Raw genomic sequence first — 22,599 nt, 5'->3', positions numbered from 1 at the left:
GGGGTAGGAGAGGGACGACATGGCGATCAACATCATTCTGCTGGGCCCGCCCGGCGCAGGCAAAGGCACGCAGGCCCGGCGGCTGATCGACGAGCGCGGCCTCGTCCAGCTCTCTACCGGCGACATGCTGCGCGAGGCGCGCAGCTCGGGCACCGAGATGGGCAAGCGCGTCGCCGAGGTCATGGACCGGGGCGAGCTGGTGACCGACGAGATCGTCATCGGGCTGATCCGCGAAAAGCTGGGGCAGGGGGGCAAGGGCTTCATCTTCGACGGCTTCCCGCGCACCCTGGCCCAGGCCGACGCGCTGCAGGCGCTGATGGCCGAGATGGACCAGCGCATCGACGCGGTGATCGAGATGCGGGTGGACGATGCGGCGCTGATCTCGCGCATCACTGGCCGCTTCACCTGCGGCAATTGCGGCGAGGTCTATCACGACGAGACCAAGCCGACGAAAGAGCCGGGCAAATGCGACGTCTGCGGCTCGACCGACCTGCGCCGCCGCGCCGACGACAACGAGGACAGCCTCAAGACCCGGCTGATGGAATATTACAAGAAGACCTCGCCGCTGATCGGCTATTACTATGTCAAGGGCAACCTGAACCCGGTGGACGGCCTGGCCGACATCGACGAGGTGGGGGCGCAGGTGGCCAAGGTGCTGGACCGGATTCCGTCCTAGGCTTGACCTTCCTTTGCGAATCCCTTAATTCGCAGCATCTCGCAAGAGAATCACCCGGGCGTCCCGGGTGCCGCTTCAAGGCCCGAAGGCATGGCTTTCGGGTCTTTGGTTGTGAAAAAAGGTTCCGGCGCTACGGAACCGCAACATGGAAAAGGAACCACGCGTGGCTCGTATTGCTGGCGTCAACATTCCGACGGGGAAACGCGTCCCCATCGCCCTGACCTATATCCACGGGATCGGCCCGAAATTCGCCGAACAGATCATCACGGCTGTCGGCATCGACCCGGCGCGCCGCGTGAACGATCTGTCGGATGCCGAGGTCCTGCAGATCCGCGAATATATCGACGCCAACCTCACCGTCGAAGGCGACCTGCGCCGTGAGACGCAGATGAACATCAAGCGCCTGATGGATCTGGGCTCGTATCGTGGCCTGCGCCACCGCCGCGGCCTGCCGGTCCGCGGTCAGCGCACCCATACCAACGCCCGCACCCGCAAGGGCCCGGCGAAACCGATCGCCGGCAAGAAGAAGTAAGAGGGGGCAGAGGCAATGGCACGCGATAAAACCCGTATCAAGCGCAAGGAACGCAAGAACATCGCCACCGGCGTGGCGCATGTGAACTCGTCCTTCAACAACACCAAGATCCTGATCTCGGACGTGCAGGGCAATGCGATCTCGTGGTCGTCGGCCGGCACCATGGGCTTCAAGGGCTCGCGCAAATCGACCCCCTATGCCGCGCAGATGGCCGCCGAAGACGCCGGCCGCAAGGCGCAGGAGCACGGCGTCCGCACCCTCGAGGTCGAGGTTCAGGGCCCCGGTTCGGGCCGCGAATCGGCGCTGCGCGCGCTGGCCGCCGTCGGCTTCAACATCACGGCCATCCGTGACGTGACGCCGATCGCGCATAACGGCTGCCGCCCGCCGAAACGCCGCCGGGTCTGATCGGCCAAGACTTTGACGCGTTCCGCGCCGTGTTTCGGCGCGGGCGCGCTTTTCGCATTTCACCTCGGGCGTTTCCGGCCACGGTCATGGGTCGGAAACTGGTATGGAGGCAAACGCATGATCCATAAGAATTGGGCTGAACTGATCAAGCCGACCCAGCTTGAAATCAAGCCGGGTGCCGATTCGTCCCGCGTGGCCACCGTCGTGGCGGAACCGCTCGAGCGCGGCTTCGGCCTGACGCTGGGCAACGCGTTGCGGCGGGTGCTGCTGTCCTCGCTGCAGGGCGCCGCCATCACCTCGGTTCAGATCGACAACGTGCTGCATGAATTCTCGTCCGTCCCCGGCGTGCGCGAGGACGTGACCGACATCGTCCTGAACCTCAAGGGCGTGACGCTGAAGATGGAAGTCGACGCGCCCAAGCGCCTGACGCTCTCGGCCAAGGGCCCGGGCGAGGTCAAGGCCGGCGACATCCAGGAAACCGCCGGCATCACCATCCTGAACCGCGACCACGTCATCTGCCATCTCGACGAGGGCGCCGAGCTGCACATGGAGCTGACCGTCGCCAACGGCAAGGGCTATGTCGCGGCCGACAAGAACCGCCCCGAGGACGCGCCCATCGGCCTGATCCCGATCGACGCCATCTTCTCGCCGGTCAAGCGCGTCAGCTACGAGGTCACCCCGACCCGCGAGGGGCAGGTTCTGGACTATGACAAGCTGACGATGAAGGTCGAGACCGACGGTTCGCTGACCCCGGAAGACGCCGTGGCCTATGCCGCGCGCATCATCCAGGACCAGCTTTCGGTTTTCGTGAACTTCGACGAGCCGGAAACCGCCACCCGCTCGGATGCCGAGGACGGGCTGGAATTCGACCCGCGCCTGCTGAAGAAGGTGGACGAGCTGGAGCTTTCGGTGCGTTCGGCGAACTGCCTCAAGAACGACAACATCGTCTATATCGGCGACCTGATCCAGAAGACCGAGGCCGAGATGCTGCGCACCCCGAACTTCGGCCGCAAGTCGCTGAACGAGATCAAGGAGGTGCTGTCCAGCATGGGCCTGCATCTCGGCATGGATGTCGTGGACTGGCCGCCGGAGAACATCGAGGATCTGGCCAAGCGTTTCGACGACCAGTTCTAAGGAATACCGGGGTGCCATGCCCGGCATGGCGCCCCGGAAGACCGGGCATTCCGCCCCAAGGAGAGCGGCCCGCAACGCATGGGCTGCCGGACAAAGCAAAAGACGTGAAGGAGAAACATCATGCGTCACGCCCGCGGCTATCGCCGTCTGAACCGCACCCACGAGCACCGCAAGGCGCTCTTCGCCAACATGGCCGGCTCGCTGATCGAGCATGAGCAGATCAAGACCACCCTGCCCAAGGCCAAGGAACTGCGTCCCATCGTCGAGAAGCTGATCACGCTGGCCAAGCGCGGCGATCTGCATGCCCGCCGTCAGGCGGCCGCCCAGCTCAAGCAGGACGATCACGTCGCCAAGCTCTTCGAGGTGCTGGGCCCGCGCTACAAGGACCGTCAGGGCGGCTATGTCCGTATCCTGAAAGCCGGCTTCCGCTATGGCGACATGGCCCCGATGGCAATCATCGAATTCGTCGAGCGCGACACCAGCGCCAAGGGTGCGGCCGACCGTGCCCGCCTGGAAGCCGAATCGGCTGCTGACGAATCGTAAGAAATTTAACTCTTTCTTAGGGTTAAGCGATCGTATAGGCCCGCAGCCACAGCAATGGCTGCGGGCTTTTTGCAACAGTCACGCGATTGTTGCCCGGCATGCGCAAAATGAACCGATCTGTTCATTTTCTCCAAATGGTTGCATGCGCCTTCGGAAAACATACGGGAATTGCAGGATCGCGGCGCGTCTTGCGCTTGGCGGGGAAAGGCGGCTATGCCCAAAGTGCCGCCGAGTTGACCCGACGGCAGTCCGAAAAACGTCGCTCGCAAGCACGGTATTGCTTGAATACACTGTGAACCGTGCCATTTTTCCTGGTAACTCGAAGAAAACGCAATCTGTCCAAAACGTCATGTCATCTCGCGCGGAAATCAATGCAGCACTCGCCAAGCTGAAAAAGCTCGCTCCGGCGGGCTATTTCATCGGGCTGCACATTCGTTTTGCTGCACCGCTGATGCAGTTCCAGACCTATAACAAGGAATGGGCTCAGCGCTATTCCGAACGGGCCTATGCCCTGCGCGACCCCACCATCGCCTGGGGCTTCTCGACGACCGGAGCCTGCCGGTGGAGCGTGCTGCCCATCCCGGACCCGTTTTCGATTCTTCAGGACGCCGCGGATCATGGCCTGCGCTACGGGCTGGCGGTGGCGCACGGCCCGATCAAGTCGCGCACGATTTGCTGCTTTGCCCATGACAAACGGGAATTCACGGATGACGAGATCGAAGCGATCTCGACAATGGTACGACGGCTTCACGATATCACAGAGCCGCCGGAGAGCCTGACGAAGGCTCAGCAAGAGGCCCTTCGGTGTATCGCAGAGGGCGATCGTCATGCAGCGGCGGCTGCCAAGCTTGGTATTACGGAAAGCGCATTCAAGGCACGTCTCATCTCGGCACGCGAACGACTCATGGCGCGCACGACGGCCGAGGCGCTGCAACGGGCCAAGGACTACCGCTTGCTGTAATACGGTCCGTCCGCCGTTGCGGTTTACACCTGGGGGCCACCACCACAAAGAACCCCAGGAGAAGACCATGCAGACCACCACACTTTCCTTCGCCAACCTCCACAATCACGGCGAGCTCTTCGCGAATATCTTCCGCGCCCGCAAGCAGAGCTTCATCGTCCAGAAGCGCTGGAACCTGCCCCAGACGGACGACATGGAGTTCGACCAGTACGACACGCCCATGAGCCGCTGGGTGGCGATCCATGAAAACGGCCGGGTGCTGGCCGGCGTGCGCCTGACGCCCACCACGGCGCGCTGCGGCATGTATTCCTACATGATCCGCGATGCCCAGCTGGACCTGCTGGGCGGCTCGATCCCGCAGAACCTGCTGGACGAACCGGCGCCGGTCGAGGCCGGCACCTGGGAAGCCAGCCGGCTGTTCGTGGACCATACCATCCCGCAGCGCGAGCGGCGGCGCGTGCACCTGAACCTCGTGCACGAGATGACCAATTCGGCCCGTGAGCTTGGCGCCTCGCGCCTGGTCTGCCTGGTCGCCTCGACCTGGCCGCGCTGGCTGGTGCCCTGCGGTCTGGACGCGCAGGCCATGGGTCCGGTGGTCTGGATCGACGACGGCTATTTCCAGTGCGTCTCGATCAACCTGGCGGCCAAGATGCACTGATGCACGACGCCAGGAGGAGGGCCTTTCGCAGGTGATGCGGGCGGCGTAACATGTCGCCCGCATGGCAGACCTATTCGACACAGAGCCCCCCTTGGGCGAACCCGCGCGCAGCGCCGCCCGCCCCCTTGCCGACCGGATCCGTCCGGCGCGGCTGTCCGATGTCGTTGGCCAGGACAAGGTGCTTGGCCCCGACGGCCCGCTGGGCGCCATGCTCGGCGCCGGCAGCCTGTCCTCGCTGATCCTCTGGGGACCGCCAGGGGTCGGCAAGACCACCATCGCCCGGCTTCTGGCACAAGAGACGGACCTGGCCTTCGTGCAGATCTCGGCGATCTTTTCGGGGGTGCCGGAACTGCGCAAGGTGTTCGAGGCCGCCCGCCTGCGCCGGAGCCAGGGCCGCGGCACGCTGCTGTTCGTCGACGAGATCCATCGTTTCAACAAGGCGCAGCAGGACAGTTTCCTGCCGCATATGGAGGACGGCACCATCACCCTGGTCGGTGCCACCACCGAGAATCCCAGTTTCGAGCTGAACGCCGCCCTGCTGTCCCGCGCCCAGGTCATCGTGCTGGAGCGGCTGAGCCTTGCGGACCTGGAACGCCTCGCGCAGCGCGCCGAGCAGGAGCTGGGCCGCGCCCTGCCGCTGACCGGCGAGGCCCGCGACCGGCTGCTGGAAATGGCCGACGGCGACGGCCGCGCGGCGCTGAACCTGATCGAGCAGGTGATGGCCTGGAAGGCGACCGGCAAGCTTGACACCGACCAGATGGCGCAGCGGCTGATGCGGCGTGCGGCGAAATACGACAAGTCCGGCGACGAGCATTACAACCTGATCTCGGCCCTGCACAAATCGGTGCGCGGCAGCGACCCGGACGCGGCGCTTTACTGGCTGTCGCGGATGCTCGAGGGCGGCGAGGACCCGCGCTATCTTGCCCGGCGCCTGACCCGCATGGCGATCGAGGATATCGGCCTGGCCGATCCGGCGGCGCAGCGCCATTGCCTGGACGCCTGGGCGCTTTACGAACGCCTGGGCAGCCCCGAGGGCGAACTGGCGCTGGCGCAGGCGACGATCTATCTGGCGCTGGCGCCGAAATCGAACGCGGGCTATGCCGCCTACAAGGCGGCGCGCGACCTGGCGCGGCGCTCGGGCAGCCAGATGCCGCCCAAGCATATCCTGAACGCGCCGACCGGGCTGATGTCGGAACAGGGTTACGGCGCCGGCTATGCCTATGACCACGATGCCGAGGACGCCTTCTCGGGCCAGAACTATTTCCCCGACGGCATGAAGCGCCCCGTGTTCTACCTGCCCGTCGAGCGCGGATTCGAGCGCGATCTGAAAAAGCGCGTTGAATGGTTCGCCGGGCTGCGCCAGAAGCGGCGGGCAGAGGACAAAGCATGAAACATACCTTCCTTCAGGTCGCGCTGGGTGGGGCCTTGGGTTCCGCGGCGCGCTATGGGGTCAATACCCTGGCCGGCCGGCTGACCCCCGGCTTCCCGCTGGGCACGCTGAGCGTGAACATCGCCGGCTGCCTGGCGATGGGGCTGCTGGCGGCCTTGCTCGCGCATCGGGGCGGCCAGCATCTGGCGCCCTTCCTGCTGACCGGGATGCTGGGCGGCTTCACCACCTTTTCCGCCTTCGCGCTGGACACCATGACCCTGTGGGAGCGCGGCGCCGCCGTTACCGCGCTCGGCTATGTGCTGGGCTCGGTGCTGCTGTCGCTGGCGGCGGTGACCGCCGGGCTGGCCCTTGGCCGGGGGATCTTCGCATGAGCGGCGTGCAGACCATTCGCGTCGGCGCGGACGAGGGCGCGCAGCGCATCGACCGCTGGCTCAAGAAGCGGTTTCCGCAGCTGACCCAGGGCGCGGTCGAGAAATGGTGCCGTACCGGCCAGTTGCGCGTCGATGGCGGCCGGGTCAAGGCCAATACCCGCATCGAGGCCGGGCAGGAGGTGCGCGTGCCGCCTTTGCCCGAGGGCGCCGCCCCCGCGCCGGCGGCGAAGCCGCGCGTCAAGCCGTCGGATGCCGAGATGATCCAGTCCTGCGTGTTGTGGCGGGACGAGCACGTCATCGCGCTGAACAAGCCGCCGGGCCTGCCCTCGCAGGGCGGCTCGGGGCAGGGCGACCGGCATGTGGACGGGCTGACCGAGGCGCTGATGTTCGGCTACAAGGACCGGCCGAAGCTGGTGCACCGGCTGGACAAGGACACGTCGGGGGTGCTGCTGCTGGCGCGCACCGACCGCATCGCCCGCGCGCTGTCCGAGGCGTTCCGGCACCGGCTGACCCGCAAGATCTACTGGGCCGCCGTGGCCGGCGTGCCGCATCCGCGCATGGGCTCGATCAAATACGGGCTGGTGAAGGCGCCGGGCCGCGGCCGGGGCGGCGAGGGCGAGAAGATGATGGCCGTGCATCCCTCGGATGTCGCGGCGACCGAGGGCGCCAAGCGCGCCCATACCGATTACGCGGTGCTGGACGCGCTGGGCGGCCGGGTCGCCTGGGTGGCCATGGTGCCCGTCACCGGCCGCACCCACCAGCTGCGTGCCCATATGGCCGAGATCGGCCATCCCATCGTCGGCGACGGCAAATATGGCGGCTCGGGGCAGGAGAACCTGGGCGACGGCTGGGGCGCCCAGCTGGGCGGAGAGATCAGCCGCAAGCTGCATCTGCACGCCCGCATGATCCGCTTCGAGCATCCGATCACCAAGAAGCTGATCACCGTCACCGCGCCCTTGCCCGAGCATATGGCGCGCACCTGGAAGACTTTGGGCTGGGCCGAGCAGGACGTGCCCGAAGACCCCTTCGCCGATCCCGCATAGGCCGCCATGAGACTGGTCATCTTCGACATCGACGGCACGCTGGTGGACAGCCAGCAGGAAATCACCCAGGCGATGAATCACGGCATGAGCGCCGCCGGCCTGCCCGAGATGGAGCCCGCGCGCATCCTGTCCATCGTCGGCCTGTCGCTGCCGGTCGCGGTCGAGCGGCTGCTGCCCGGCGCGGGCCCCGATCTGCACGAGCGCGTGGTGGCCGGCTATCGCGAATCCTTCATCGCCGCGCGCGCGGCCGGGGCGCTGCCGCCGCTTTATCCCGGCGCGCTGGACTGCCTTGATGCGCTGGCCTCGCTGGACCGTGTGGCGCTGGGGATCGCTACCGGCAAGCCGGCGCGGGGGCTGGCGGCGATTCTGGATGCGCATGGGCTGACCGCGCGCTTCGTCACCCGGCAATCGGCCGACGGCCATCCCTCGAAGCCGCATCCGGCGATGCTGAAAAGCGCGCTGTCGGAAACCGGCGTGGGCGCCGGGCGGGCGGTGATGGTCGGCGATTCCACCTTCGACATGGAAATGGCGCGGGCGGCCGGCATGGCCGGTTTCGGCGTCGGCTGGGGCTTCTGCCCGGCCGAGGCCCTGCAGGCGGCCGGGGCGCGGCTGGTCGCGCCGGATTATCCCGCGCTGACCCGGGCATTGCTGGAGTGGGCCGATGAGTGAATGGAAGGCGCGGCGCTTCTGGGCCTCGGTCGCGATCCACAAGGAAGAGGGCGCCTGGGCCGTGCTGCTGGACGAGCGCCCCTTGCGCACCCCGGGCAAGCAGCCGCTGCGCCTGCCGACCGAGGCGCTGGCGCTGGCTGTCGCCGGGGAATGGCAGGCGGTGCACGAGGTGATCGACCCCAACCGCATGCCGCTGACCCGCGCCGCCAATTCGGCCATCGAGAAGGTCGTGCCGCAGTTCCACGAGGTTGCGGCGATGCTGGGCGATTACGGCGGCACCGACCTTCTGTCCTATCGCGCCGAGGCGCCCGAGACGCTGGTGCGCGCCCAGGCCGCGGGCTGGGACCCGCTGATCGACTGGGCGGCGACCGAGCTCAGGGCGCCCCTGCGCATCACCCACGGCGTGATCCCGGTGCCGCAGGACCCGGCGGTGCTGCTGAAACTTCAGGCAGAAGTCGCGGCGCTGGACCCGTTCGGGCTGACGGCACTGCACGATCTCGTGACCCTGCCCGGCTCGCTGATCCTGGGGCTGGCGGTGATCCGCGGCCGGATCGATGCCGAGACGGCCCATGCCCTGTCCCGGATCGACGAGGAATTTCAGGCACAACGCTGGGGCCGCGACACCGAGGCCGACGAGGCCGCCGCCGCCCGCCTGGCCGCCATGCGCGATTCTGAGCGGTTCTGGCGTCTCAGCCGCGGCTGAAACGGTTCGTTTGGGTTCTTTCTTGACGCATCGCCCTCCATCGGCACAATGCCGCTTATGGGGGCATAAACGCTCCTTGCTCAAACGGGCTCGCCAACGGGCCTCGCATCGGCTCATTCCTGGGCGAGACCGGGAACAACAGTGGGGAAATCAATGAAGAAATCAGTATTCTTCGGCTCGGTAACGGCGGTCGCCCTGGCGGCCTCGGGTGCTCTGGCCGCAGAAGGCGACACGCTGATGGAGGTCAAGGCCCGCGACGTGCTGAACTGCGGCGTGAACACCGGCCTGATCGGCTTTGCCGCCCCGGACGCGAACGGCAACTGGTCCGGCTTCGACGTCGCCTTCTGCAAGGCCATGGCCGCCGCGGTGCTGGGCGACGCGACCAAGGTGAAATACGTGCCGACGACCGGGCAGACCCGCTTCACCGCGCTCTCCTCGGGCGAGGTGGACCTGCTGGCCCGCAACTCGACCTGGACCTTCCAGCGCGACACCGACCTCAAGCTCGACTTCATCGGCGTGAACTATTACGACGGCCAGGGCTTCATGGTCCGCAAGGACCTGGGCGTTTCCTCGGCCAAGGAGCTGAACGGCGCCACGATCTGCATCCAGACCGGCACCACGACCGAGCTGAACCTGGCCGACTATTTCAAGGCCAACAACATGGAATACCGGCCGGTCAACATTGACAGCAACGCCGAGGGCGAACAGCAATACATGGCCGGCGCCTGCGACGCCTATACCACCGACGCTTCGGGCCTGGCCGCGACCCGCGCCAGCTTCGCGGACCCGGAAAACCACATCATCCTGCCCGAGATCATCTCGAAGGAGCCGCTGGGCCCGGCGGTGCGCCACGGCGACAACAACTGGGGCGACATCGCGCGCTGGACGCTTTACGCGCTGATCGCGGCCGAGGAATACGGCGTCACCTCGGCCAATATCGACGAGCTGGCGAAATCCTCGCAGAATCCCGAGGTGCAGCGCCTGCTGGGCACCACCGACGAGCTGGGCAAGATGATCGGGCTGGACGCCGAATGGGCGAAGCGCGCCATCAAGGCCGGCGGAAACTATGGCGAGATCTTCGCCGCCACCATCGGCGAACAGACCCCCATCGGCCTGGCGCGCGGCCTGAACGCGCAATGGACCCAGGGCGGCCTGATGTATGCGATGCCGTTCCGGTAAGCGCATCCGACAAGGGCGGGCGGGGGCGCATCCCCCGCCCGCACATGACAAGCCGGCAAGCCAGAGGCCAAAGGCCCGAATTCAGCCGGATACAGGGGGTTAATACATGGTCACCTACACGGGGGCGGACACTCCGCCGTTCCGGTTGTCGATGCTGATCTATGATCGGCGCTATCGCTCGCTGACCCTGCAAGCCATCGTCTTCATCCTGGTGATGCTGGCGGCGAGCTGGCTGATCGACAACACGCTGCGCAACCTGTCCGCCATGGGCAAGACGCTCAGCTTCGATTTCCTTTTCCGCCGCGCGGGATATGACATTCCCCAGCAGCTGATCCCGTACAATTCCGACGATACCCATCTGCGCGCCACCGTGATCGGGCTGCTGAACACGCTGCTGGTCTCGATCCTGGGCTGCATCGCGGCGACGATCCTGGGCGTGATCGTGGGTGTGCTGCGCCTGTCCTCGAACTGGCTGATCGCGCGGCTGATGACGATCTATGTCGAGGTCTTCCGCAACATTCCCCTGCTTCTGTGGATCCTGGTCTGCCTTGCGATCTTTACCGAGGTCATGCCGCCGCCCAACGCCTATCGGGGCGAGAACCCGGCCGCGGACATGATCCTGTTCGACATGATCGCGCCGACCAACCGCTATACCGCCATTCCCTCGATCGGCATGACCAACCCGCCCGGCACCCTGTCGCTGGGGCGCGAGGGGATCAGCTGGGCCTTCATCGCCTTTGCTGTGGTCATCGCCGCCGCCTGGACCGGCTGGCGCGTGCTGCGGCGCTGGGCGCAGCGGGTGCAGGACCGGACCGGCAAGCGGCCGCGGACCTGGTGGATCAGCCTGGCGATGTTCGCCGTGCCGGTGCTGTTCCTGACCTGGTATTTCGGCCTGCACCTGATCCCGCCGGTGCTGCGCGGCTTCAACTTCGCCGACGGCATCAACCTCGACAACGCCTTCGTGGTGCTGTGGCTGGCGCTGACGCTCTATACCGGCGCCTTCATCGCCGAGATCGTGCGCGCCGGCATCCTGGCCGTCAGCCGCGGCCAGACCGAGGCGGCCTTTGCCCTGGGACTGCGGCCGCGCCGCACCATGTCGCTGGTGGTGCTGCCGCAGGCGCTGCGGGTGATCGTGCCGCCGCTGATCTCGCAATACCTGAACCTGACCAAGAACAGCTCGCTGGCCATCGCCGTCGGCTACATGGACCTGCGCGGCACGCTGGGCGGCACCACGCTGAACCAGACCGGGCGCGAGATGGAATGCATGGTGCTGATGATGGGCATCTATCTGGCGCTCAGCCTGATCATCTCGGCCGGGATGAACATCTTCAACGCCCGCGTCAAGCTGAAGGAGCGGTGAGATGAGCGACACGCATTCCGAAACCGTCGCCTATGTGCGCGAGACCATGCTGCCGCCCGAGCCGCCGCCGCTGGCCGAATCCGGCGCGATCAAATGGCTGCGCGAGAACCTGTTCTCGGGGCCGCTGAACATCGCGCTGACCTTTGTCGGGCTGGGCATCGTCTGGCTGGTGGTCGGCACCGTCGGCCCCTGGCTCTCGCATTCGGTCTGGAACGCCGGCAGCATGGCTGAATGCCGGCAGATCATCGCCGAGACCTGGGGGCAGGGCGCCTCGGGTGCCTGCTTCGCGCTGATCAAGCATCGCTGGAACCAGTTCCTGTTCGGCTTCTATCCGCAGGCGCTTTACTGGCGCCCGGTGCTGGCCTTCGGCCTGCTGTTCCTGGCGCTGGCGCCGGTGCTGTTTGCCGACAGCGCCCGGGCGCGGCGCGTGGTGCTGGGCCTGTCGGTGGTGCTGACCTTCGTCATCGCCGCGCTGCTGGGCGCCGGTACCGGGGCGCTGCTGGGAATGGCGGTGCTGATGCTGCTCTGGTCGGCGCTGATCGAGACCCGGCCGCAATGGTCGCTGCTGGCCAGCCTGGTCTATCCCTTCATCGCCGTCTGGCTGCTCTGGGGCGGATCGCTGTGGAGCGAGGCGATGGTGCTGGCCGGCTTCGGCATCGGCTTCGCGGTCTGGCGTCTGCTGGCCTCGCGCTTCGGCCTGCTGGCCTTTACGCTGGGGGTGGTGGCGGCCGCGGCCTGGTGGCTGCTGCTGGCCGGGCCGCTGGCTTCGGCGCTGGCGGGGATGCTGCCGCTGCGGCTGCGCCCGGTTTCCTCGGACCAGTTCGGCGGCTTCGTGCTGTCGATCACCATCGGCGTCGCCGGCATCGCGCTGTCCCTGCCGCTGGGGGTGATCCTGGCCTTGGCGCGGCGCTCGGACCTGCCGGTGATCAAGATGCTGGCGGTGATGTTCATCGAGTTCATCCGCGGCGTGCCGCTGATCACGCTCTTGTTCGTGGCCTCGCTGCTTCTGAACTATTTCCTGCCGCCGGGCACGAATTTCGACATCATCCTGCGGGTCATCATCATGGTGACGCTGTTCGCCGCCGCCTATATGGCCGAGGTGATCCGCGGCGGGCTGGCCGCCCTGCCCAAGGGCCAATACGAGGCCGCCGACGCGCTGGGGCTGGACTACTGGAAGGCGCAGCGGCTGATCATCCTGCCGCAGGCGCTGAAGATCTCGATCCCCGGCATCGTCTCGACCTTCATCGGCATGTTCAAGGACACGACGCTGGTCGTCTTCGTCGGGCTGTTCGACCCGCTGAAGGCCATGGCCGACACCATCCGCGCAAGCTTCGAATGGAAAGGCGCCTATTGGGAGCCCTACATCTTCGTCGGCGCGATCTTCTTCATCCTCTGCTTCGGCATGTCGCGCTATTCCATGTATCTGGAACGCCGGCTGAAGCGCGACCACCGCTGAGGAGACCTGCATGACCACCGGAACCGCCCCCGCCCTGAGCGACGAGACCGCGATCGAGATCGTCAAGCTCAACAAATGGTATGGCACCTTCCACGTGCTGCGCGACATCGACCTGGTGGTCAGCCGGGGCGAGCGCATCGTCATCGCCGGGCCCTCGGGCTCGGGCAAGTCCACGCTGATCCGCTGCATCAACCGGCTGGAGGAGCACCAGTCCGGCAAGATCATCGTGGACGGGACCGAGCTGACCAACGACCTGAAGAACATCGACAAGGTGCGCTCCGAGGTCGGCATGGTGTTCCAGCATTTCAACCTGTTCCCGCATCTGACCATCCTCGAGAACTGCACGCTGGCGCCGATCTGGGTGCGCAAGATCCCCAAGCGCGAGGCCGAGGAGACGGCCATGCATTTCCTGACCAAGGTCAAGATCCCCGAGCAGGCCCATAAATATCCCGGCCAGCTGTCGGGCGGCCAGCAGCAGCGCGTCGCCATCGCCCGGGCGCTGTGCATGCGGCCGCGGATCATGCTGTTCGACGAGCCGACCTCGGCGCTGGATCCCGAGATGATCAAGGAGGTGCTGGACACCATGATCGAGCTGGCCGAGGACGGCATGACCATGCTGTGCGTCACCCATGAGATGGGCTTCGCCCAGGCGGTGGCGCATCGGGTGATCTTCATGGACCAGGGCCAGATCGTCGAGCAGAACACCCCGAAGGAGTTCTTCAACAACCCCCGCTCCGAACGCACCAAGCTGTTCCTGTCCCAGATCCTGGGGCACTGAGCGGCGGCGCCGCAGGGGGACTTCGCGTCCCCCGTCCGCCGCGGGCGCGGCGGACTCCCCCTGCGGGATATTTGCCCAAGAAAGAACCCGGGCGTGTTCCGGCGGTTGCCGGGCGGGGCGGGGCCGGTCTATCTTGCCGGCAACCGCTTTGGAGACTTCGTGATGAACCAGACCATTTTCCTGATGCTGGGCTTGCTGGGCCTTGTCGGTATCGGCTCGCTGGTATCCGGCAATGACGACGACCATCCGCCGGAAGGGCCCGCCGACGATCCCCGGCTGCATGGCGATGCGCTGATCGAGGGCGACGAGGAGGACAATGTCCTGACCGGCACTGACGGCGATGACGGCATCCTGGGCTATGACGGCGACGACCTGATCGATGGCGGTTCGGGCAACGACCTGATCGGCGCGGGCTATGGCGACGATACGGTCCTGGCGGGCAGCGGCGACGACGAGATCTATCTGGGCAGCGGGGACGACCTTTACGGCGCGCTGGACCTGGGCGCCGACGAGGGCAGCGACACCATCGACGGCGGGCTGGGCAATGACACGATCATCACCAATCTGGGCCATCACTCGATCACCGGCGGCGAGGGCGACGACCGGATCGAGGATCACGGCGGTTCGGTCCATATCGACGGCGAGGAGGGCGACGACCTGATCCTGTCGCCCGATGCCTCGGACCCCGAGCGGCCGGATACGCTGCTGGGCGGCGAGGGCAACGACACGATCCATGCCGGGGCGGGCGACATCGTCGATGGCGGCGACGGCGCGGATCTGATCATGCTGCGCAGCGATGCGGGCGGCGCGGCGGATATCGCCTATGGCGGTGCGGACAACATCACCATCACCCTGGCCGAGGATTATGCCGGCGACGAGGAATACGAGCTGGTGCAGGACGGCGACGATGTGCGCGTGGTGCTGAACGGCGAAGACATCGCCATCCTGCGCGACACGCTGGCCCGCGACGTGCGCGCGATCAGCCTGGTGCGCGAGACCGCCGCGACCTGATCCTGGGGGGAGGGAACGCGAAGGGGCGCGCGGGCTGTCCCGCGCGCCCCTTGGGTTTCCGCTGGCCGCGGCTCAGACCGCCGTCTTCAGCGATTCCTCCAGATAAAGTTCGCGCAGGCGGGTCGCCACCGGGCCGGGCGTGCCCTGGCCCAGCTTCACGCCGTCGATCTCGACCACCGGCAGCACGAAGGCCGAGGCCGAGGTGAAGAAGGCCTCGTCCGCGGCCTGCGCCTCTTCGATGGTGAAGGGGCGTTCCTCGATCTGCATCTGCGCCTCGGCGGCATAGCGCAGCAGCGAGGCGCGGGTGATGCCGTGCAGGATGTCGTTCGACAGCTGGCGGGTGACGATCTTGCCGTCCTTGACGATATAGGTGTTGTTCGAGGTGCCCTCGGTCACGAAGCCGTCCTCGACCAGCCAGGCGTCGTCGGCGCCCCTGGCCTTGGCCTCCATCTTGGCCATCGAGGGATAGAGCAGCTGCACCGTCTTGATGTCGCGCCGGTGCCAGCGCAGGTCGGGGATCGAGATCACCCGGAGGCCGGTTCTCGCCTGCGGATTGGCGGCGAGGCCGGGCTTGGACTGGGTGAACATCACAACGGTCTGCGGCGTGTCCTCGGGCGGATAGGCGAAATCGCGGTCGCCGGGATTGCCGCGCGTCACCTGCAGATAGACCATGCCCTCGGTCACGTCGTTCAGCGTCACCAGCTGGCGATGCGCGTGAAGCCATTCCTCGTCCGTCAGCGGGTTGCCCATGCCCAGCTCGGCCAGCGAGCGGGTCAGGCGCTTCATGTGGCCGGCGAAATCCAGCAGCTTGCCGTCCAGCACGCTGGTCACCTCGTAGACGCCGTCGCCCATCACGAAGCCGCGGTCGAAGATCGATACCCTGGCCTCGGTTTCCGGCAGGTAGTCGCCATTCAGATAGACGGTGCGGGTCATGTCGTTTCTCCTGTCCCAGAGGCTTGCAACGCGGTCCTGCGCCGAAAGCGGCAGGGCGTCAAGATGCGGGCGTTTTCGCAGGTGCAAAATCAGCTTGATGCAGATGCAGCAACTATCTATCAGTTTTGCAGCGACGTTTGAAACATCCTTACCCGAAAGGCACGCCATGTCCTTCCGCACGCAACCCGCCCCGCCCGCCCGCCTGAACCGCTGCCAGCTTTTCGGACCCGGCTCGCGCGAGGCGCTGTTTGCCAAGATGGCCGGCTCGGCCGCCGATGTCATCAACCTGGATCTGGAGGATTCGGTGGCGCCGGACGACAAGGAGCAGGCGCGGCGCAACATCATCCAGGCCATCGGCGACATCGACTGGGGAACCAAGACGCTGTCGGTCCGCATCAACGGGCTGGACACGCCCTGGTGGTATCGCGACGTGGTGGACCTGCTGGAGCAGGCTGGCGAGCGGCTGGACCTGATCATGATTCCCAAGGTCGGCAATGCCGCCGACATCTATGCCGTGGACGCGCTGGTGACCGCCATCGAGGCCGCCAAGGGCCGGCAGAAGCGCATCGGGCTGGAGGTGATCATCGAATCCGCCGCCGGCATCGCCCATGTCGAGGAGATCGCCGCCGCGAGCCCGCGGCTGCAGGCGATGAGCCTGGGCGCGGCGGATTTCGCCGCCAGCATGGGCATGGCCACCACCGGCATCGGCGGCACCCAGGAAAACTACTACATGCTGCATGAGGGCGCGAAATACTGGTCGGACCCCTGGCATTGGGCGCAGACCGCCATCGTCGCCGCCTGCCGCACCCATGGCGTGCTGCCGGTCGACGGCCCCTTCGGCGATTTCAGCGACGACGAGGGTTTCCGGGCGCAGGCCCGCCGCTCGGCCACGCTGGGCATGGTGGGCAAATGGGCGATCCATCCCAAGCAGGTGGCGCTGGCGAACGAGGTGTTCTCGCCCAGCGAAAAGGCGGTGACAGAGGCGCGCGAGATCCTGGCGGCGATGGAAGAGGCCAAACGGACCGGCGCCGGCGCGACCGTATACAAAGGTAGACTGGTTGACATAGCGTCCATCCGTCAGGCACAAGTGATCGTGCGTCAGGCGGAATTGATCAACGCCTGATCAGAAGGATACCTGGGCGGCTACGCGGGGAGGCTGGCCGCCATGACAGGGGAGGAGCAACAGGCCCTGCGGCTGCGCGGGGCCTGTTGTCGTTACGGCCGGGCCTGCCGGACCGCTGCCATGAAGGTCATGGAAATTCAGCAAGTTGCAAGTCCTGCCGTCGGGCGTGGCTTTGGCTTTTCCCCGGATCGCGATTTTCGGCGCCGCAGGTGTCCGGGTGTGCGGGGCCTTCGGTCCGCGGATCGGGCGTGCGGTTGCGCGGCGCCCAGTCGGGAATCGGCGATTCGGGCATCGCCGGCAAGGGGCCGCCGCCCAAGCCGCCCGGGCCGGGTCTTGCCGCTGGCGGGCGGGATTTTCGGCCCATGGCCGGGCCCTGGCCGTGATCTGTGCGTGTCATCTTCGGGTCTGCGTTCAACAAGCCCGCAGCACCTATGGTTCGGGCGAGGGAAGTGCAACCCCGCTGACCTGTTCGTGAGCCTGCCATTCTGGCGGGATCCTCGGCGTCGCGGCCAGCAGGCTTTGGGTATAGGCGTGCTGCGGCGCCTGCATCACCGCGTGGGTCGGGCCGCTTTCGACGATGCGGCCTTTCTCCATGATCAGCACCCGGTCGGTGATCTGGCGCACCACCGCCAAGTCGTGGCTGATGAACAGGTAGGACAGGCCATGGCTGACCCGCAGCCGCGCCAGCAGGTCCAGCACCTGCGCCCGCACCCGCACGTCCAGGGCGCTGACCGCCTCGTCCAGCACGATCAGCCGCGGCTTGATGATCAGCGCCCGGGCGATGGCGATGCGCTGGCGCTGGCCGCCGGAAAATTCGTGGATGCGCCGGCGCAAGGCGTCGGCGCCGGTGATGCCGACCTCGAACAGCGCCTCGGCCACCTGCTCGCGCCAGTCGCGGGGCAGGCCGGTCAGGTGGAAGGGTTCGGCCACCAGCCGCTCGACCCGCCAGCGCGGATCGAAGCTGCCGAACGGGTCCTGGAACACCACCTGCATCCTGGCGCGCAGATCGGCCGGCATGGCACGGCCGGCGCGGATTTCCTGCCCGTCCAGCAGGATGCGGCCGCCCTGCAGCGGATCGAGGCCCAGGATCGCCCGGGTCAGCGTCGATTTCCCGCAGCCGGATTCGCCGACCAGCCCGACCGATTCCCCGGCCTCGATGCGAAAGCTGACCCCGTCCACCGCCCGCAGGCTGCCGCGCGGCGCGGTCAGGCCGCGGCGGGGCAGGGGGTATTCGCGCACCGCCTCCTCGACCTGCAGCAGCGGCCGGGGTTTCGTGGCGGGCAGCACCAGCCGCGGCTGATGGGTCGAGGCGGCGAACAGCGCCCGGGTATAGGGGTGGCTTTGCTGGCGGAACACCGTCTCGGTCGGCCCCTCCTCGACGATGCGGCCCTGCTGCATGACCGCCACGCGGTCGGCGATGCCCGAGACCACCGCAAGGTCGTGGGTGATGAGCAGCAGCGCCATCCCCTCGTCCCGCACCAGCCCGCGCAGCAGGTCGAGGATGCGGGCCTGCGTGGTCACGTCCAGCGCGGTTGTCGGCTCGTCGGCGATCAGCAGCTCGGGGCGCAGCGCGATGGCCAGCGCGATGGCGACGCGCTGGCGCTGGCCGCCCGAAAGCTGGTGCGGGTAAAGCGTCAGCGGAAAGCGCGGCGCGGTCAGGCCGACGCGGTCCAGCCGGTCGCGGGCGCGTTCCAGCGCCGCCTTGCGGTCCAGGCGCTGATGGATGCGCAGCACCTCGGCCACCTGGTCGCCGATGGTCATCAGCGGGTTCAACGCCGTCATCGGCTCCTGAAAGATCATGCCGATGCGTTTGCCGCGGATGCGGCACAGCTCCCGCTCGGGCAGTTCCAGCAGGTTCAGGCCGTCCAGATCCACCCGGCCCTCGGCCCGCATGCCCTCGGGCAGAAGGCCCATGATCGCCAGCGCCGCCATGGACTTGCCCGAGCCGCTTTCGCCGACCAGCCCGGTGATCCGGCCGGGCGGCAATTGCAGGCCGAGGTCGCGCAGGATCTCATGCGCGCCGATCTCGACCGAGAGATTGGCGAGTTCGATCATGGCGACCTGCGCAATCTGGGGTCCAGCGCGTCGCGCAAGCCGTCGCCCAGCAGGTTGAGGCCCAGCACGGTGACGACGATGGCCAGGCCGGGGATGATGGCGACATGCGGGGCCAGCGCCACCATGGTCTGCGCCTCGGCCAGCATCCGGCCCCAGCTGGGCGTGGGCGGCTGCGCGCCAAGGCCGACATAGGAAAGGCCCGCCTCGGCCAGGATGCCGAGGCTGAACTGGATGGTGCCCTGCACGATCAGCAGGTTGGCGATGTTCGGCAGGATGTGCTGGACGCTGATGCGTGACGCGCCCTTGCCGGCGACCTGCGCGGCGCGGATATAGTCCAAGGTCCAGATCGGCAGCGCCGCGCCCCGGGTGACGCGGGCAAAGACCGGGATGTTGAAGATGCCGATGGCGATGATCGCGTTGAGCGCCGAAGGCCCCAGCGCCGCGGTGATGAGGATGGCGATGACCAGGCTGGGGAAGGCGAAGACCAGGTCGTTGCCGCGCATCACGATCTCGTCGATCCAGCCGCCGCGCGCCGCGGCGAGCAGACCCAGCGGCACGCCGAAACCCATGCCGATGCCCACCGCGACCAGCGCCACCGCGATCGAGGTGCGCGCGCCGACCATGATCATCGACAGCATGTCGCGGCCGAAATGGTCGGTGCCCAGCCAATGCTGGCCCGAGGGTGGCAGCAGCTTCTGCGCGATGGCAAGCTGGGTGACGTCCGCCGGCGTCCACAGGAACGAGGCCAGCGCCGCGACCAGCGCCAGCCCGGAAAGCAGGGTGCCGAGGATCAGCGAGGCCCTCATCTGCGCAGCCTCGGGTCGACCAGCGCATAGGACAGGTCGACAAGGAAGGTGACCAGGATCACCGCCGCGACCAGCACCAGCACCGCGCTTTGCACCACGATCAGGTCGCGCTGGGTGATGGCCTGAAAGATCAGCCGGCCGAGGCCCGGCAGGTAGAAGACGTTCTCGATGATGATCGCCCCGGCCAGCAGGAAGGAAAACTGCATCCCCAGGATGGTCAGCACCGGGATCAGCGCATTGCGCAGCGCATGGCGCGACAATGCCTGCCCGGCGCTCAGCCCCTTGGCGCGGGCGGTGCGGATGTAGTCCTGTCCCAGCGTCTCGACCAGGGCCGAGCGCAGCACGCGCGCCAGGATCGCCGCCTGCGGCAGGGCCAGCGCGAAAGCCGGCAGGATCAGGGATTTCAGCGCCGCGCCGGGATGGTCCCAGCCCGGAAAGCCGCCGGCCGGCAGCAGCCGCAGGTTCACCGCGAAGACCAGCACCAGCAGCATGGCGAACCAGAAATTCGGCAGCGCGATGCCGATCTGCGTCGCCCCCATCACCACCGTGTCGCCCGCCCTGCCGCGGCGCGCGGCGGCGAACATGCCGATGGGCAGCGCGATCAGCGCCGCCAGCGCCAGCGCCATCAGCGCCAGCGGCAGCGAGACCTGCGTGCGGTCGAGGATCATCCCGGCCACCGGCGTCTTGTAGGTGAAGCTGTGGCCCAGATCGCCGGTCAGCACGCCGCCCAGCCAGTGCAGGTAGCGCAGCGGCAAGGGCAGGTCCAGGCCCATCTGCTGGCGCAGCGCCGCCACCGTCTCGGGCTGGGCGCCGGTGCCCAGCATGAAGGCGGCCGGGTCGCCCGGCACCAGCTCGACCACCGAAAAGATCAGCGCCGAGGCCACGAGCAGGCTCAGGCCAAGCGAGATCAGGCGGCGGATCACATAGCGCAGCATGGGGAAACGCTAGTGCGGCTTTCCGTGCCGGTAAAGCCTTTGCGGTCAGGGCACCTCGAGCTTGCCGACCAGCGGCACGTCGTCGTCCAGGCTGACGGTGTGGCGTTCGATCATGCGGTGGACGACCGGCGGCTCCTTGCCGCGGTGCAGCTTGTTGATGTCCTGATAGGTCTCGAAATCGGCCTTGGTGCGGCGCAGGTTGTGGCGGACATATTCGTCCCAGGTGGCGATGTGATAGCTTTCGGTCCAGCGTTCGGGATGTTCCAGATCGCGTAGCAGCGCCCAGTTGCGCGCCCCGTCGCGGCGGCGGATGTTGCGGCGCAAGGCCATCAGCCGCAGGAATTCCGGCACGTCCAGCTGGTCGATCTCGTAATCCACCATCACCATGATCGGGCCCGAGCGGCCGCGCAGGTCCAGCGCCAGCTCGGGCTCGCGGAAGCGGTTCACCGGGTCCAGGTCCAGCGTGCCGAATTCCGGGATGCGCAGCCAGTGCCCCAGCACCGCGCCTAGGAACAGCGGCACCGAGGCGGCGATCAGCGCCGTCTCCAGGTCGTAATTGTTGGCGACCGAGCCCCAGGCCCAGCTGCCCGCCGCCATGCCGCCGAAGACCGAGGTCTGGTAGAGCGCCAGCGCCCGCGCTACCACCCAGCGCGGCGTCGAAAGCTGCACGGTGACGTTGAACAGCGACAGCGCCAGCACCCAGCTTGCCCCCGCCGGGAGCATGGCCAGCGCGTGCAGCCAGGTGCTTTCGGTCAGCGCCAGCAGCAGGGCCGAGGCGCCGAAGGCGGCGAAGGCGACGCGGACCACGTTCTCGTTGTCCAGCCGCTCGCGCACATGCGGGTTGATCAGCGCGCCGCAGATCGCGCCCAGGCCGAAGCAGCCCAGGAGCAGGCCGAAGAGCAGCGAGCCGCCCGAGGGGTTCTGCTTGGCCACCAGCGGCAGCAGCGCCATGACGACGATGGCCGAAAAGCCGAACAGCGCCCCGCGCGTCAGCACCCGCATCAGGTTCGGCGACAGCGCCACATAGCGCAGCCCGGCGCCCACGGCGGCGACGAAGGGCTCGGGCGTGGTGACGCGCGGCGGCGTCACCGGATGCCAGCGCATCAGTGCGCCGAGCAGCGGGATGTAGCTGACCGCATTGACCGCGAAGGCCGCGGCCGCACCGAAGGCGGCGGTGATGATGCCGCCCACCGCCGGGCCGACCGAGCGCATCAGGTTGAAGCCGACCGAGTTCAGCGACACCGCCGCCGGCAGGTCGTCGCGCGGCACCAGGTCCTGCATGCTGGCCTGCCAGGGCGGGTTGTAGATCGCCTGCCCGACCCCGATCAGGAAGGTCAGCGACAAGAGCAGCAGGGGCGTCATCCAGCCCTGCCAGGTCAGCACCGCCAGCAGGACCGAGACCAGCGCCATGAACATCTGCGCCCCCAGCAGCAGGGTGCGGCGGTCGAGGATGTCGGCCAGCGCCCCGGACAGCAGCGCGAAAAGCATGATCGGCAAGGTGTTCGAGGCCTGCACCAGCGCGATCAGCGTCGCCGAATCGGTCAGCTGCGTCATCATCCAGGCCGCGCCGACCGCCTGCACCAGCCCGCCGAAATTCGAGATCAGCGTCGCCGACCAGAGCAGGCGGAAATCGCGATGGCGGAACGGGGCGAAGGGGCTCTTGCGGGCAGGGGCTGGCATGATCCGGGAAACCTGGGACATTGCGCCAAGCTTAGGCACAGCCCCGCCGGGCTGCAATCGGGCAGGCCGATTCTTGCCGCGCCTGCCTGATCTTTCGCGAATGGCAGAGATGATCGAAGAAAATTCGACATATTGTCGATATATTCGGATAAATTTGACGAGGAACCGCAATCCAGCGGCGGAATCGGGAATTCATTT

23 protein-coding genes are annotated in these 22,599 nt (G+C 67.1%); 18 read left to right on the top strand and 5 right to left on the bottom strand.

The genetic code is table 11. The annotated features are described in order from the left end of the window. Positions 1 to 19: 19 nt before the first annotated feature. The 17 genes from LOS78_RS16860 (at position 20) to LOS78_RS16780 (ending at position 14,869) form a co-directional block, all read left to right on the top strand. The gene (locus LOS78_RS16860) at positions 20 to 676 is read left to right on the top strand and encodes an adenylate kinase (protein WP_028713555.1); all 657 of its coding nucleotides are present in this window, start codon (positions 20 to 22) and stop codon (positions 674 to 676) included. 163 nt (positions 677 to 839) lie between these two features. Beyond that, positions 840 to 1,208 (top strand): 30S ribosomal protein S13, encoded by a 369-nt coding sequence (gene rpsM, locus LOS78_RS16855; protein WP_028713554.1) that lies wholly within the window; start codon positions 840 to 842, stop codon positions 1,206 to 1,208. Between the two features lie 15 nt (positions 1,209 to 1,223). Next, positions 1,224 to 1,613 (top strand): 30S ribosomal protein S11, encoded by a 390-nt coding sequence (gene rpsK / locus LOS78_RS16850; protein ID WP_028713553.1) that lies wholly within the window; start codon positions 1,224 to 1,226, stop codon positions 1,611 to 1,613. A 117-nt stretch (positions 1,614 to 1,730) separates the two neighbouring features. Next, positions 1,731 to 2,747 (top strand): DNA-directed RNA polymerase subunit alpha, encoded by a 1,017-nt coding sequence (locus LOS78_RS16845; protein WP_028717095.1) that lies wholly within the window; start codon positions 1,731 to 1,733, stop codon positions 2,745 to 2,747. A gap of 120 nt (positions 2,748 to 2,867) precedes the next feature. Further along, a complete protein-coding gene (rplQ, locus tag LOS78_RS16840) occupies positions 2,868 to 3,290 on the top strand; it encodes a 50S ribosomal protein L17 (protein ID WP_230377559.1) in 423 nt (140 codons plus the stop codon). 349 nt (positions 3,291 to 3,639) lie between these two features. Then, positions 3,640 to 4,251, top strand: a complete 612-nt coding sequence (locus LOS78_RS16835; RefSeq protein ID WP_028713550.1) for an autoinducer binding domain-containing protein — start codon at positions 3,640 to 3,642, stop codon at positions 4,249 to 4,251. 67 nt (positions 4,252 to 4,318) lie between these two features. Then, positions 4,319 to 4,909: an acyl-homoserine-lactone synthase gene (locus LOS78_RS16830; RefSeq protein WP_028713549.1), complete on the top strand. Its 591-nt coding sequence runs from the start codon at positions 4,319 to 4,321 to the stop codon at positions 4,907 to 4,909. 61 nt (positions 4,910 to 4,970) lie between these two features. Continuing rightward, the gene (locus LOS78_RS16825; protein ID WP_230377558.1) at positions 4,971 to 6,299 is read left to right on the top strand and encodes a replication-associated recombination protein A; all 1,329 of its coding nucleotides are present in this window, start codon (positions 4,971 to 4,973) and stop codon (positions 6,297 to 6,299) included. Then, positions 6,296 to 6,670: a fluoride efflux transporter CrcB gene (gene crcB / locus LOS78_RS16820; RefSeq protein ID WP_230377557.1), complete on the top strand. Its 375-nt coding sequence runs from the start codon at positions 6,296 to 6,298 to the stop codon at positions 6,668 to 6,670. Before LOS78_RS16825 ends, crcB begins: the two co-directional genes overlap by 4 nt. After that, the gene (locus tag LOS78_RS16815) at positions 6,667 to 7,713 is read left to right on the top strand and encodes an RluA family pseudouridine synthase (RefSeq protein ID WP_230377556.1); all 1,047 of its coding nucleotides are present in this window, start codon (positions 6,667 to 6,669) and stop codon (positions 7,711 to 7,713) included. The genes crcB and LOS78_RS16815 overlap by 4 nt, the downstream gene beginning before the upstream one ends. Positions 7,714 to 7,719: 6 nt before the next feature. Then, entirely contained in the window at positions 7,720 to 8,382 is a 663-nt protein-coding gene (locus LOS78_RS16810; protein ID WP_230377555.1) for an HAD family hydrolase, read from the top strand. Continuing rightward, positions 8,375 to 9,085, top strand: a complete 711-nt coding sequence (locus LOS78_RS16805; RefSeq protein ID WP_230377554.1) for an ATP12 family chaperone protein — start codon at positions 8,375 to 8,377, stop codon at positions 9,083 to 9,085. The genes LOS78_RS16810 and LOS78_RS16805 overlap by 8 nt, the downstream gene beginning before the upstream one ends. Before the next feature lie 153 nt (positions 9,086 to 9,238). Next, positions 9,239 to 10,264, top strand: coding sequence for an amino acid ABC transporter substrate-binding protein (locus tag LOS78_RS16800; protein WP_230377553.1), 1,026 nt, complete (start codon positions 9,239 to 9,241; stop codon positions 10,262 to 10,264). 106 nt (positions 10,265 to 10,370) lie between these two features. Continuing rightward, on the top strand, positions 10,371 to 11,624 hold the full coding sequence (locus LOS78_RS16795; protein ID WP_028713542.1) for an amino acid ABC transporter permease: 1,254 nt from the start codon (positions 10,371 to 10,373) through the stop codon (positions 11,622 to 11,624). 1 nt (position 11,625) lies between these two features. Continuing rightward, entirely contained in the window at positions 11,626 to 13,080 is a 1,455-nt protein-coding gene (locus tag LOS78_RS16790) for an amino acid ABC transporter permease (RefSeq protein WP_230377552.1), read from the top strand. A 10-nt stretch (positions 13,081 to 13,090) separates the two neighbouring features. Further along, on the top strand, positions 13,091 to 13,858 hold the full coding sequence (locus LOS78_RS16785; RefSeq protein ID WP_230377551.1) for an amino acid ABC transporter ATP-binding protein: 768 nt from the start codon (positions 13,091 to 13,093) through the stop codon (positions 13,856 to 13,858). Between the two features lie 162 nt (positions 13,859 to 14,020). Next, positions 14,021 to 14,869, top strand: coding sequence for a calcium-binding protein (locus LOS78_RS16780; protein WP_230377550.1), 849 nt, complete (start codon positions 14,021 to 14,023; stop codon positions 14,867 to 14,869). 72 nt (positions 14,870 to 14,941) lie between these two features. Here LOS78_RS16780 and LOS78_RS16775 read toward each other — a convergent pair whose 3' ends face one another. Continuing rightward, positions 14,942 to 15,802: a D-amino-acid transaminase gene (locus tag LOS78_RS16775; RefSeq protein WP_230377549.1), complete on the bottom strand. Its 861-nt coding sequence runs from the start codon at positions 15,800 to 15,802 to the stop codon at positions 14,942 to 14,944. Positions 15,803 to 15,968: 166 nt separating this feature from the next. On the opposite strand from LOS78_RS16775, the gene LOS78_RS16770 reads away from it, so the two are divergent. Further along, positions 15,969 to 16,925: an L-malyl-CoA/beta-methylmalyl-CoA lyase gene (locus LOS78_RS16770; RefSeq protein WP_028713537.1), complete on the top strand. Its 957-nt coding sequence runs from the start codon at positions 15,969 to 15,971 to the stop codon at positions 16,923 to 16,925. 429 nt (positions 16,926 to 17,354) lie between these two features. On the opposite strand, the gene LOS78_RS16765 is transcribed toward LOS78_RS16770, so the two are convergent. From LOS78_RS16765 to LOS78_RS16750, 4 genes are read right to left on the bottom strand one after another with little or no spacing between them, the layout of a single operon-like run. Continuing rightward, the gene (locus LOS78_RS16765; protein ID WP_230377548.1) at positions 17,355 to 18,980 is read right to left on the bottom strand and encodes an ABC transporter ATP-binding protein; all 1,626 of its coding nucleotides are present in this window, start codon (positions 18,978 to 18,980) and stop codon (positions 17,355 to 17,357) included. Beyond that, the gene (locus LOS78_RS16760) at positions 18,977 to 19,786 is read right to left on the bottom strand and encodes an ABC transporter permease (RefSeq protein ID WP_230377547.1); all 810 of its coding nucleotides are present in this window, start codon (positions 19,784 to 19,786) and stop codon (positions 18,977 to 18,979) included. The genes LOS78_RS16765 and LOS78_RS16760 overlap by 4 nt, the downstream gene beginning before the upstream one ends. After that, positions 19,783 to 20,721: an ABC transporter permease gene (locus LOS78_RS16755; RefSeq protein WP_230377546.1), complete on the bottom strand. Its 939-nt coding sequence runs from the start codon at positions 20,719 to 20,721 to the stop codon at positions 19,783 to 19,785. Before LOS78_RS16755 ends, LOS78_RS16760 begins: the two co-directional genes overlap by 4 nt. Positions 20,722 to 20,766: 45 nt before the next feature. Beyond that, positions 20,767 to 22,401, bottom strand: coding sequence for an MFS transporter (locus LOS78_RS16750; RefSeq protein WP_028713533.1), 1,635 nt, complete (start codon positions 22,399 to 22,401; stop codon positions 20,767 to 20,769). Positions 22,402 to 22,599 lie beyond the last annotated feature (198 nt).

The organism is Paracoccus sp. MA (genome assembly GCF_020990385.1).
GTDB lineage: Bacteria > Pseudomonadota > Alphaproteobacteria > Rhodobacterales > Rhodobacteraceae > Paracoccus.
Note: the sequence above shows the minus strand (reverse complement) of the source record. Positions and strands in the feature narration are given on the sequence as shown.

Bases quoted from the DNA above. Each gene is read 5' to 3' on its own strand.
- LOS78_RS16765 (WP_230377548.1), bottom strand. From the start codon at position 18,980: ATGATCGAACTCGCCAATCTCTCGGTCGAGATCGGCGCGCATGAGATC.
- LOS78_RS16845 (WP_028717095.1), top strand. From the start codon at position 1,731: ATGATCCATAAGAATTGGGCTGAACTGATCAAGCCGACCCAGCTTGAA.
- LOS78_RS16825 (WP_230377558.1), top strand. From the start codon at position 4,971: ATGGCAGACCTATTCGACACAGAGCCCCCCTTGGGCGAACCCGCGCGC.
- LOS78_RS16790 (WP_230377552.1), top strand. From the start codon at position 11,626: ATGAGCGACACGCATTCCGAAACCGTCGCCTATGTGCGCGAGACCATG.
- LOS78_RS16835 (WP_028713550.1), top strand. From the start codon at position 3,640: ATGTCATCTCGCGCGGAAATCAATGCAGCACTCGCCAAGCTGAAAAAG.
- LOS78_RS16780 (WP_230377550.1), top strand. From the start codon at position 14,021: ATGAACCAGACCATTTTCCTGATGCTGGGCTTGCTGGGCCTTGTCGGT.
- crcB (WP_230377557.1), top strand. From the start codon at position 6,296: ATGAAACATACCTTCCTTCAGGTCGCGCTGGGTGGGGCCTTGGGTTCC.
- LOS78_RS16755 (WP_230377546.1), bottom strand. From the start codon at position 20,721: ATGCTGCGCTATGTGATCCGCCGCCTGATCTCGCTTGGCCTGAGCCTG.
- LOS78_RS16795 (WP_028713542.1), top strand. From the start codon at position 10,371: ATGGTCACCTACACGGGGGCGGACACTCCGCCGTTCCGGTTGTCGATG.
- LOS78_RS16830 (WP_028713549.1), top strand. From the start codon at position 4,319: ATGCAGACCACCACACTTTCCTTCGCCAACCTCCACAATCACGGCGAG.
- LOS78_RS16750 (WP_028713533.1), bottom strand. From the start codon at position 22,401: ATGCCAGCCCCTGCCCGCAAGAGCCCCTTCGCCCCGTTCCGCCATCGC.
- LOS78_RS16770 (WP_028713537.1), top strand. From the start codon at position 15,969: ATGTCCTTCCGCACGCAACCCGCCCCGCCCGCCCGCCTGAACCGCTGC.
- LOS78_RS16800 (WP_230377553.1), top strand. From the start codon at position 9,239: ATGAAGAAATCAGTATTCTTCGGCTCGGTAACGGCGGTCGCCCTGGCG.
- LOS78_RS16805 (WP_230377554.1), top strand. From the start codon at position 8,375: ATGAGTGAATGGAAGGCGCGGCGCTTCTGGGCCTCGGTCGCGATCCAC.
- LOS78_RS16815 (WP_230377556.1), top strand. From the start codon at position 6,667: ATGAGCGGCGTGCAGACCATTCGCGTCGGCGCGGACGAGGGCGCGCAG.
- LOS78_RS16785 (WP_230377551.1), top strand. From the start codon at position 13,091: ATGACCACCGGAACCGCCCCCGCCCTGAGCGACGAGACCGCGATCGAG.
- LOS78_RS16760 (WP_230377547.1), bottom strand. From the start codon at position 19,786: ATGAGGGCCTCGCTGATCCTCGGCACCCTGCTTTCCGGGCTGGCGCTG.
- rplQ (WP_230377559.1), top strand. From the start codon at position 2,868: ATGCGTCACGCCCGCGGCTATCGCCGTCTGAACCGCACCCACGAGCAC.
- rpsK (WP_028713553.1), top strand. From the start codon at position 1,224: ATGGCACGCGATAAAACCCGTATCAAGCGCAAGGAACGCAAGAACATC.
- LOS78_RS16860 (WP_028713555.1), top strand. From the start codon at position 20: ATGGCGATCAACATCATTCTGCTGGGCCCGCCCGGCGCAGGCAAAGGC.
- LOS78_RS16810 (WP_230377555.1), top strand. From the start codon at position 7,720: ATGAGACTGGTCATCTTCGACATCGACGGCACGCTGGTGGACAGCCAG.
- LOS78_RS16775 (WP_230377549.1), bottom strand. From the start codon at position 15,802: ATGACCCGCACCGTCTATCTGAATGGCGACTACCTGCCGGAAACCGAG.